The 9,518-nt window shown below is 71.2% G+C and carries 6 protein-coding genes and 1 pseudogene; 4 read left to right on the top strand and 3 right to left on the bottom strand.

Translation table 11 applies throughout. The features are described 5' to 3' along the window. Window positions 1-123 precede the first annotated feature (123 nt). Together ACZ43N_RS41550 and ACZ43N_RS41555 are read left to right on the top strand one after the other, a co-directional pair. A complete protein-coding gene (locus ACZ43N_RS41550) occupies window positions 124-1,332 on the top strand; it encodes a cytochrome P450 (protein ID WP_468104901.1) in 1,209 nt (402 codons plus the stop codon). A 41-nt stretch (window positions 1,333-1,373) separates the two neighbouring features. Beyond that, a complete protein-coding gene (locus ACZ43N_RS41555; RefSeq protein WP_468104903.1) occupies window positions 1,374-2,588 on the top strand; it encodes a cytochrome P450 in 1,215 nt (404 codons plus the stop codon). An 82-nt stretch (window positions 2,589-2,670) separates the two neighbouring features. On the opposite strand, the gene ACZ43N_RS41560 is transcribed toward ACZ43N_RS41555, so the two are convergent. After that, entirely contained in the window at window positions 2,671-4,305 is a 1,635-nt protein-coding gene (locus ACZ43N_RS41560) for an ArnT family glycosyltransferase (RefSeq protein WP_468104905.1), read from the bottom strand. A 400-nt stretch (window positions 4,306-4,705) separates the two neighbouring features. On the opposite strand from ACZ43N_RS41560, the gene ACZ43N_RS41565 reads away from it, so the two are divergent. Then, complete coding sequence (locus ACZ43N_RS41565) at window positions 4,706-5,623, top strand: ABC transporter ATP-binding protein (RefSeq protein ID WP_468104913.1); 918 nt, start codon at window positions 4,706-4,708, stop codon at window positions 5,621-5,623. Continuing rightward, complete coding sequence (locus ACZ43N_RS41570) at window positions 5,620-6,804, top strand: ABC transporter permease (protein WP_468104906.1); 1,185 nt, start codon at window positions 5,620-5,622, stop codon at window positions 6,802-6,804. The genes ACZ43N_RS41565 and ACZ43N_RS41570 overlap by 4 nt, the downstream gene beginning before the upstream one ends. 474 nt (window positions 6,805-7,278) lie before the next feature. Here the strand turns inward: ACZ43N_RS41570 and ACZ43N_RS41575 are convergent. Further along, window positions 7,279-7,992 (bottom strand): annotated as a pseudogene (locus ACZ43N_RS41575) (nitroreductase family protein); the annotation flags it as partial. Window positions 7,993-8,341: 349 nt separating this feature from the next. After that, window positions 8,342-9,400, bottom strand: coding sequence for a beta-ketoacyl-ACP synthase III (locus ACZ43N_RS41580; RefSeq protein ID WP_468104908.1), 1,059 nt, complete (start codon window positions 9,398-9,400; stop codon window positions 8,342-8,344). Window positions 9,401-9,518: the final 118 nt, after the last annotated feature.

Below are 9,518 nucleotides of genomic sequence, written 5' to 3' on the forward strand. Positions count from 1 at the left end.
GCCGGCACCGGCAAATCCCTAGAGTTGCGCGGCTCCTGTGGCCTTCGTTTCGCCCGGCGTGCTGCGCTGAGGCGCTCCCGGGCCCGTCTCCAGTGCGGTCCGCCCTACGAGAGGGGTTCCCCTATGACAGCCGTGCCCGCTCCTGCCGGTCCGGAGGTGGCCGCGCCGCCCGAGGTCGGTCTCGACGGTGGTGCGACCTTGCTGGCCTGGCTGCGGCGGATGCGCGACGAGAAGCCGGTGTGGCGGGATCCGGCGGGCCGCTACCACGTGTTCCGCCACGAGGACGTCCAGCGGATCACCGCCGATCCGGGGGCCTTCTCCTCGGACACGGTGACCCGGCTGTCCGGCGGTGAGCGGCAACCGCCGGGCGGCACGCTGCTGTTGCTGGACCCGCCCCGTCACGGCAAGCTGCGGCGGCTGGTGAGCAAGGTCTTCACCGCGAAAATGATCAACGAGTTGGCTCCCCGCATCACCGAGGTGGCCACCGACCTGCTCGACGGCCTCGACGGCGGTGACCGCTTCGACCTGATCGAGGCGTTCGCGAACCCGCTGCCGGTGATCGTGATCTCCTCCATGCTCGGTGTGCCGCCGTCCGACCGCTCCCTGTTCCAGGGGTGGGCCGACAACTTGCTGACCGTGGACTGGGAGACGCCGGAGGGCGCCGAGGTCATGGGCACAACCGTGCGGGAGCTGGACGCCTATCTGCGCCGACACGTCGCCGAGCGGCGGGCCCGCGAGTACGACGACCTGATGAGCCTGCTGGTGCGGGCCGAGGTCGACGGGGAGAGCCTGAACGACGACGACGTGGTGAGCTTCGCCGCGCTCCTGCTGCTCGCCGGGCATGTCACCACGTCCGTGCTGCTGGGCAACATGCTGCTGACCCTGGACAGGGAAGAGGGCATGCTCGCCGACCTGCGTGCGGACCGCACGAGGATCACGCCGTTCACCGAAGAGGTGCTGCGCTGCCGGCCGCCGTTCCTGAAGATCGAGCGGGTGCCCACCGTCCCGGTGGAGATCGCCGGGGAGAAGGTGCCCGATAACGCGATGATGTACCTCTGGCTGCTGTCCGCCAACCGCGACGAGCGGGTCTTCCCCGAGCCGGACCGCTTCCTGCCGGGACGGTCCAACGCCAGGCAGCTGGCCTTCGGGCACGGCATCCACTACTGCCTGGGCGCGCCGCTGGCCCGCATGGAGGGGCAGATCGCGCTCAATCTGATGCTGGACCGCTACGCCGACATCCGGGTCGACCCTGACGCACCGCTGTCCTACTTCGACAACCGGGTCAACGTCTTCGGTCTTCGGCGGCTGCCTCTCATGGTCCGCCGGGCCTGAGCGGCACACCCAGCGGACGGAACCCACCAGACGGAGGACTCATGGCCTACGAGCCGAAACCACCTGTGATACCGACCGATCGCACCTGCCCCTTCGACCCCGATCCGGAGTACCGCCGACTGCGCGAGGAGGAGCCGATCAGCCCGGTCACCTTCGACATCGCGCCGGGCCGCGACGACGGCTGGCTGGTCACCCGGCACGACCATGTGCGGGCTATCATGACCGACCCGCGGTTCAGCCACCGCGCGGAGCTGCTGGCGCTGGTGGCGTCACCACCGTTCGAGGTGGAGAAGTACGACCCGCAGCCGTCGGGACCGGGGTCCTTCGTCCGGATGGACGCCCCGGACCACACGCGCTACCGGCGGCTGCTGACGGGCTTCTTCACGGTCCGCAAGATCCAGGAGTACGAGCCGACGCTGGCCGGGATCATCGACGACGTGCTCGAGGAGATGGCCGGTCTCGAACCGCCGGTGGACCTGCTGCCGGCGTTCGTGCAGAAGGTCGTGTACCGGTCGGTGCACTCGGTGATGGGTGTGCCGGAGGAGGACATCGCCGAGCTGGACCGGCACTTCTCGGCGATCATGCGGATCGACTACACGCTGGATGAGTTCATCGAGCACAACACGGCGCTGGACCAGACGCTGGCCCGGGTCGTCAAGGACCTGTTCGCCGAGCCGAACGACAAGCTGCTCGGCAAGCTGGTCAAGACGGGTGAGCTGACCGAGGAGGAGCTGGCGAACATCGCCTGGATCACCATCGGCGGCGCGCTGGACACCACACCGAACATGCTGGGGCTTGGCACCTTCGCGTTGCTGGAGCATCCGGAGCAGTTGCAGAAGGTCCGCGAGCAGCCGGAGTTGATGGAGCGGGCGGTCGAGGAGCTGCTGCGCTACCTGACGATCTCCCACATGGGCGCGAGCCGGGTGGCGCTGGAGGACGTGGAGGTCGGCGGAAGGACCATCGAGGCCGGTCAGACCGTGGTGCTGTCCCTGCCGGCCGCCAACCGGGATCCGGCGCAGTTCGAGAACCCGGAGGTCTTCGACGTCACCCGTCCTTCCCGCCGGCATCTGGCGTTCGGGTTCGGCATTCACCAGTGCCTGGGCCAGCACCTGGCCCGGGCGACCCTGCGCATCGGCTTCCAGAAGCTCTTCGACCGCTTCCCCGACCTCCGGCTGGCGGTCGATCCGCAGGAGGTACCACTGCGGGACAAGGCGATGCACTACGGCGTGTACGCGCTCCCCGTGACCTGGGGGTGATGCGCACACCTGTGCACCGGCCGCGGGCCGTCCCGGACAGGGCCGGCCCGCGGCCCTCGGTCGCGGCACGAGTCGCCGCGGGCTACGGCGTCGCCGCAAAGGCGCCTCGGGGGTGTTGTGAAAGGCCGGTGCGGGTGCTGTGCGGCACCTTCGCGGCATCCCCCAGGTGGGACATGCGTGGCCACGTCGTGCGCCAGGGCCGACGCAGGCCCTCGCAGACCCAGATGGGGGTGCCCCAGTTGAGATTGTGCACCTTGTGCGTGTTGGTGACCGTGCCGCGTCGGCGCACGCTGGTGAAGAACCGCAGCAGGTAGCGGCGGTCGGCGCCGACGAAGACGACGGTCGCGGTGTCGTCGGCCGGGCGGCGCAGGTACCAGTAGCCGCGGTGGCCGCTGTAGGGCCGTGGCAGGCCGAGCGCCGGGCCGAACCGGTCGAGGGCGCCCGCCTGGTCGTACCGGTCGGTGATCAGCAGGGCTCGCCGGCGCCGCTCGGCGGGCAGCCGGCGCTGGACGCGGGCCACCGATGCGGCCAGGTCGGGCCAGCCCACGCTCTCCATCGCCAGCCGGTCGGCGGAGGGCCGGGTGAGCCGCTGGACCGGGTAGACCGGAAGCACCTGCAGCGCCAGGCCCACGGACACGAGGTAGACCACGGCCGTCGACCACAGGCGCGGGCGGGTGGCGCCGAGTCGCTGCAGTGCCGTGGCGCCCGCCGCCCACAGGACGGCGAACAGCCCGGCGACGTAGTAGGGCCGTCCGTGGACGACGAGGTAGCAGGCGCACAGTCCGGCGAAGGTCAGCGCGAGGAACCGGTAGGGGCGTGCCGGGCGGGCGACCAGCAGCCGGCCCAGCCCGCAGACAAGGAGGACGGCGCCCACGAGTCCGGCGGCCGAGAGGACCGTGGGGAGGAACATGGCCCGGCCGCCCTCCTCGACGGCGACCTCCCGGGAGATGACTTTGGTCATGGCCAGTTGGGGCCACCCGGCGCGGGCCTGCCAGCACAGGCCGGGCACGGCGGTGAGCAGGGCTCCCGCCGCCGAGACCCACAGCAGCGGGCGGCGCAGCAGATCCCGGGGTCCCATGAGCAGCAGGGCCACCAGCAGCACGGCCCAGAATCCGACGCTGAGGAACTTGACCTGGAGGGAGACGGCGGCGTTCAGGCCGAGCAGGGGCAGCAGCCGGTCGCGCCTGGTGCGTACCCAGCGCACCAGCAGCCAGACGCTGACCGTCGTCAGGAAGATGTCCAGGGTGGCGGTGATGAGTAGATGGCCCATCTGCAGCATGACCGGCGAGACGGCGTACGCGCCGGCGGTGGCGAGCTGGGCGGCTGTTCTTCCGCCCAGCTCACGGGCGGTCAGGGCGGCGGTCAGCACCCCGAGTGCGGTGAGGGCCGCGGCCGGTGCGCGCAGTGCCACCAGCGAACCGGGGGACACGGTGTCGAGGGCGTGGGCCAACAGGGGCAGCAGCGGCGGCTGGTCGGCGTATCCCCAGGCGGGGGTACGGCCGGCCGCGAGGAAGTACAGCTCGTCGCTGAAGTAGCCGAAGCGCTTGGCGGTGAGCAGCAGCAGGGCCGCGGTGACGCAGGCGACGGCGCCCACCGGCAACAGTGCGAGGGGTGGGAGGGGCGTGGTCGGCGGTTCGGTCGGGGTGTGGGGGATGGTGCCGGGAGATCGGTGCCCGTCGGCGTGGTGGGTGGCGTCGGCGCGGGCGGTGGGGGGCATCGTCGCTTTCTCGATCCTGTCGGGTCCGCGGTGGAGGGGCACCGCGCGTCTTGGCGAGTCGAACCTACGGTCGGGGACCGACGCCGGAGCAATGTGTTCCCCTTTCCCGGCGCGGGAGTAGGGGCGATTCCCTAGTCTTCGGCTCCCGTGGTGGCCGAGACGGACGCGGCTGTGCTGCTGTGGAGACTCCGAACCGCCCAAGGGCCCGCGCGCTTTCGTCGTGGTTCGGCCCTGCCCGGCCGACCTGCGGCGGACGCGTGCGCAGCGCCCTGTCACACCCACGGCCCGGGCCCTCACGATCCCTCAACCGATCACGGAGAGACGACAGTCGAGTGATGGACCTTCAGTTCATGTGCGGCGGGGCCGGGTCCCGGCCCCGCACGGTCAGGGCGTGCGCGTCATGACGGCGGCGATCGTCGCGGACGGCGTCCGCAAGCGGTACGGGGACATCCAGGCCGTCGACGGTGTCTCGCTGAACATCGAGGCGGGCGAGTTCTACGGCATCCTGGGTCCCAACGGCGCGGGCAAGACGACCACTCTGGAGATTCTGGAGGGCGTCCGCGAGCCCGACGAGGGCCGGATCGAGCTGTTCGGGGAGAGCCCCTGGCCGCGCAATCCCCGGCTGCTGAAACGGATCGGCGTGCAGTTCCAGGCGTCGTCGTTCTTCGACAAGCTGACCACTCGGGAGACGATCTGCCTGTTCGCCTCCTTCTACCGGGTCGGTGTCCGGCAGGCCGACGCGATGCTGGAGCGGGTCGGCCTCACGGAGTTCGGTGACGTGCCGGCCGACAAACTCTCCGGGGGCCAGGCGCAGCGGCTGTCGATCGCCTGCGGTCTGGTGCACGACCCGGAGATCGTCTTTCTGGACGAGCCCACGGCCGGCCTTGACCCGCAGGCGCGCCGCAATCTCTGGGACCTGCTCCGGGACGTCAACGAGGAGGGCCGCACGCTGGTCCTCACCACGCACTACCTGGACGAGGCCGAGATGCTGTGCGACCGGGTGTCGGTGATGGAGAAGGGCAGGGTGCTGAAGACGGGTGCGCCTGCGGCACTGGTCCGTGAGCTCGACGACATGGTGCGGGTGAGCGTGGAGTCCGGGCTGGTCAAGGCGGACGCCCTGCGGGGGCAGCTGCTGTCGGCCGGCGTGGGGAACGCCGTGGTGGAGGACGACGGGATCACCCTGTCGATCGCCACCCACTCCCCCGGGCCGGTGCTGTCGGTCCTGGCCGACCACAGGGCGCTGCGCGGCCTGCAGGTACGCGGCGCCACCCTGGAGGACGTCTTCCTCCAGCTGACCGGACGGGAGTACCGCGCGTGAGCATCGACGAGACGTCCGCTCGCTCCACCGGGGCGGCCGGCAACGAGCCGGTGGAGCAGGAGAAGGGGGCGGGCCGGGCGGGGCCGGGAAGCAAAGGTCATGTCAAGGACCGCCGGCTGAACCCGGTGCGTGAACTGGCCCGCGCGATGATCCTCAGCGTGCTGCGGGACAAGGGCACGATCTTCTTCCTGATGATCTTCCCGATCCTGTTCCTGATGCTGTTCGGCTCGCTGTTCAAGAGCGACGGGACCTCGCACATCAAGGTGGCCCAGGTCAGGGAGGTGCAGGTGCTCGACTCGCTCTCCGACGCGCAGCGGGAACAGCTGTCCAAGGCCGCCACGGTCACCAAGGTGGAGAGCGAGTCGGCCGCACTGGAGAAGGTACGCAAGGGCGACTACGACGCGATGGTCGAGCAGGACGGTGACACCGTCGTGCTGCGCTACAGCCTCTCCGACTCGGTCAAGGGCGCTTCGGCCCGCGCGACGCTGAACGCGGTGCTGGAGCAGGCGAACCTGGCCGCGACCGGCATGCCCGCCAGGTACACCCTGAAGGCGAGTCAGGTCGAGGACGAGTCGGTCAAGCCCATCCAGTACCTGACGCCGGGTCTGCTGGGCTTCGCCATCGCCACCAGTTCGGTGTTCAGCACCGCTCTGACGCTGGTGACCCTGCGCCGCAAGAAGATCCTCCAGCGGATGCAGTTGTCCCCCATCCGCCCCTGGGAGGTGGTGGCCGCCCGTATCTCCATGACCATGCTCATGGCGCTCACGCAGACGGCGTTGTTCCTGGTGGTGGCGACCCTGCCGTACTTCGGTCTCCAGCTCACCGGGAACTGGTGGCTCGTGGTGCCGTTGGTGGTGTGCGGGACGCTGGCCCTGATGTCGCTGGGACTGCTCATCGGCTCGGTCACCAAGACCGAGGAGTCGGCCGGTGGTCTCGCCCAGCTGCTGGTGCTGCCGATGTCCCTCCTGTCGGGGTCGTTCTTCTCTCTCGACAGCGCCCCCGAGTGGGTCAGGGCGGTCTCGTACGTGATGCCGCTGCGCTACCTCGTGGAGGGCGGCGAGTCGGTGCTCAGCCGGGGCGGCGGTCTGCTGGACGTCCTGCCCACGATGGGCGGCATGCTGGCCTTCGCCGCCGTGGTGACCGGGCTGACACTGCGCCTCTTCAAGTGGAACGAAGGGTGAGGCGGCGCTGACGGCAGACGTCCGGGCCCTCTGCCGTGTCGATACGGCGGAGGGCCCCGGTCGTTTCCCGTGGACGTTTCCTGCTCCGGCGTTCCGCGCGCCTGTACGGGCGTCAGGCCCGGCCGGCGCCCTGCCAGCGATCGTGGTGCAGGACCTCCTCGAGCGGCCGCCGCGGCCCCGGCCGGAAGATGGTGCGCAACGGATACGCGGTCGGCAGCAGCGCGCCCTGGCGGACGGTGGGCGGCAGGCCCAGCAGGTCGGCGACCTCCCGCTCGCGGTCCAGATGGACGACCGTCCAGGCGGTGACCAGGCCCCGGCTGCGGGCGGCCAGCGCGTAGCTCCAGGCGGCGGGCAGCAGCGATCCCCAGACACCGGCCTGGTTGCCCTCGGGCAGGCCGTCGGGGAGTTCGAGGCAGGGATGACCAGGACGGGCACCCGGTGCAGCCGCTCGGCGAGCAGCCGGGCGCCGGTGAGCACGGAGCGGGTCCCCTCGGGCTGCTCGTCCAGCCGTTCGAGGGCGGCGCCGTTGCGGTCGTGGAACGCGGCCCGGTAGACCTCGGCGACGCCGGCGCGGAGCCGCTGGTCGGTGAGCAGCAGCCAGTGCCATCTCTGGCGGTTGTTGCCGTTGGGGGCCTGCAGGGCGATCCGCAGGCAGTCCTTGACCAGCTCCGGGTCCACCGGCCGCTCCAGGTCCAGGCCGCGTCGTACGGACCGCGTGGTGGTCAGGAGTTCCTCGCCCGACGGGGCGGGCAGCGTGGTCATGGCAGCAGCACTGCCCGGACGACCAGGGCGAAGTACGTCGTCACGACGAAACCCATCGCTGTGAGCAGGGGCCAGCCGCCGCGGCGCGCGCCGAGGAACCGCCGGGCGCCGAGAGCCGGCAGGACCGCCGTCAGGCAGGGCAGCAGCCCGGGCGCGCCGTCCGGTGCGAACAGGACGATTTGGCAGACGACCGCCCCGGCCGCCAGTGCGACAGTGACGGCGGCGCTGCCCCGGGGGCCGAGGTCGGCCGAGTACAGGCGTGCGCCGGGACCGGCCTCCCAGGCGGTCTTGCGGGCGAACTCGAAGTGCAGGAAGACGCAGGCGCACAGGCCGAGCAGCAGCGCGCCGCGCCAGTCGGCGGTGACGGTGCCGGCGGCGGCCAGTGATCCGCTTCCATGGCCGCCACCCGCCGGGCGGTGAACACATGCGACATCGGCGAACGCATCCGCCCGTGCAGGGGTGGGCTGGCGACGAAGAGGGACCGGCCGAGCATGGCCAGAGAGGGGTGTTCGGCGAGGTCGGCGCCCCAGGTCACCAGATTGACGTCGGCTCCCAGGCCGGGGCTGCGCAGCGCCTGGCGGCAGGCGTCGTAGCCGCTGACCAGCAGCAGGCCGTCACCGGCCGGTACGGCGGGCCCCAGTTCGAGGGCACGCTCGTACAGCGGGTAGGGGTCGGCTCGTCCCTCCGTCGTCAGCAACTGGCCGACGATCGATTCCGCGTCCAACGTACCTCCGGACGACGGGGGTTACAGGTCCTCGGGACGTCGGCGTGGTGGTCACGCCGCACCGGCGTCCGTCCCCGCGAAGGCGGCCGCGGGCTCCGGTGACACCGTGCGGTGCGGTGTGAGGTCGGGCCAGACCAGAGCCATCGAGCCCCAGGTGAGGCCGCCGCCGAAGCCGGCCAGCACCACCTTGTGCCCGGGGTGCAGTTCACCGGAGACGACCCCGTCGACCAGGGCCAGGGGAATCGAGGCGGCCACCGTGTTGCCCCGGACCTCGATGTTGGAGAGGAAACGCTCCGGCGGCAGTCCCAGCCGTCGGGCGACCGCGGCCAGGATCCGGGCGTTGGCCTGGTGCAGCACGAAGGAGTCGATCTCCGCCAGGTTCCATCCGGTGCGCTCGGCGGTCTCCCGCACGGACTCCGCCATGCGCTGCACCGCCTGGGCGTACACCACCTGCCCCTGCATCGAGAAGTAGGTGTCCTCGGTCTTGGCGGGCGTCCCCGTGGACCGCTGCCGTGACCCGCCGGCCGGTACTTCGATGAGATCGCTGAGGCTGCCGTCGCTGCCCAGGTTCAGCCCGGTGAGGGCGCCGGGCTCGGTCGGTGACCCGGCGCGCAGCACGACCGCGCCGCCGCCGTCGCCGAAGATGACCCGGGTCGAGCGGTCGTCCGGGGCGAGGAGCGTGGAGAACGCGTCCGCACCTACGACCAGCACGCTCTCGGCTGCCCCGAGCGCGACCATCCCGGCACCGGTGGCGAGGGCGTACACGAATCCCGTGCACACCGCCGCCACGTCGAACGCCGGGACCGGTCCGAGTCCCAGCCGGGTGGCCACCTCGGGCGCGGTCGCGGGGCAGTGCCGGTCCGGGGAGCTGGTGGCGAGGACCACCGCGTCCACGCCGTCCAGCCCGGCGGACGTCAGCGCCCGCCGGCCGGCCTCCACGGCCAGGTCGCCGGTGCACTGCCCCGGGGAGACCCAGCGCCGCTCCCGGATGCCGGTACGGCGGCGGATCCACTCGTCGCTGGTGTCGAGGACCTCCGCCAGCTGGTCGTTGGTGACGACGGTGGGGGGTACCCAACCCCCCAGTCCGGCGACGACTGCCGCTTGCTCCATGGCTTCCAGTTCCTTCCACACCCCGACGGCCCCACAGGGGCCACAGCGCGGCCCCTGCTCCACGATCCATCGAGCACCACCTCATAAGCGCGGATCTCGTCACCTATTAGGTGAAGCC

Source organism: Streptomyces sp. NPDC030814 (assembly GCF_055572155.1).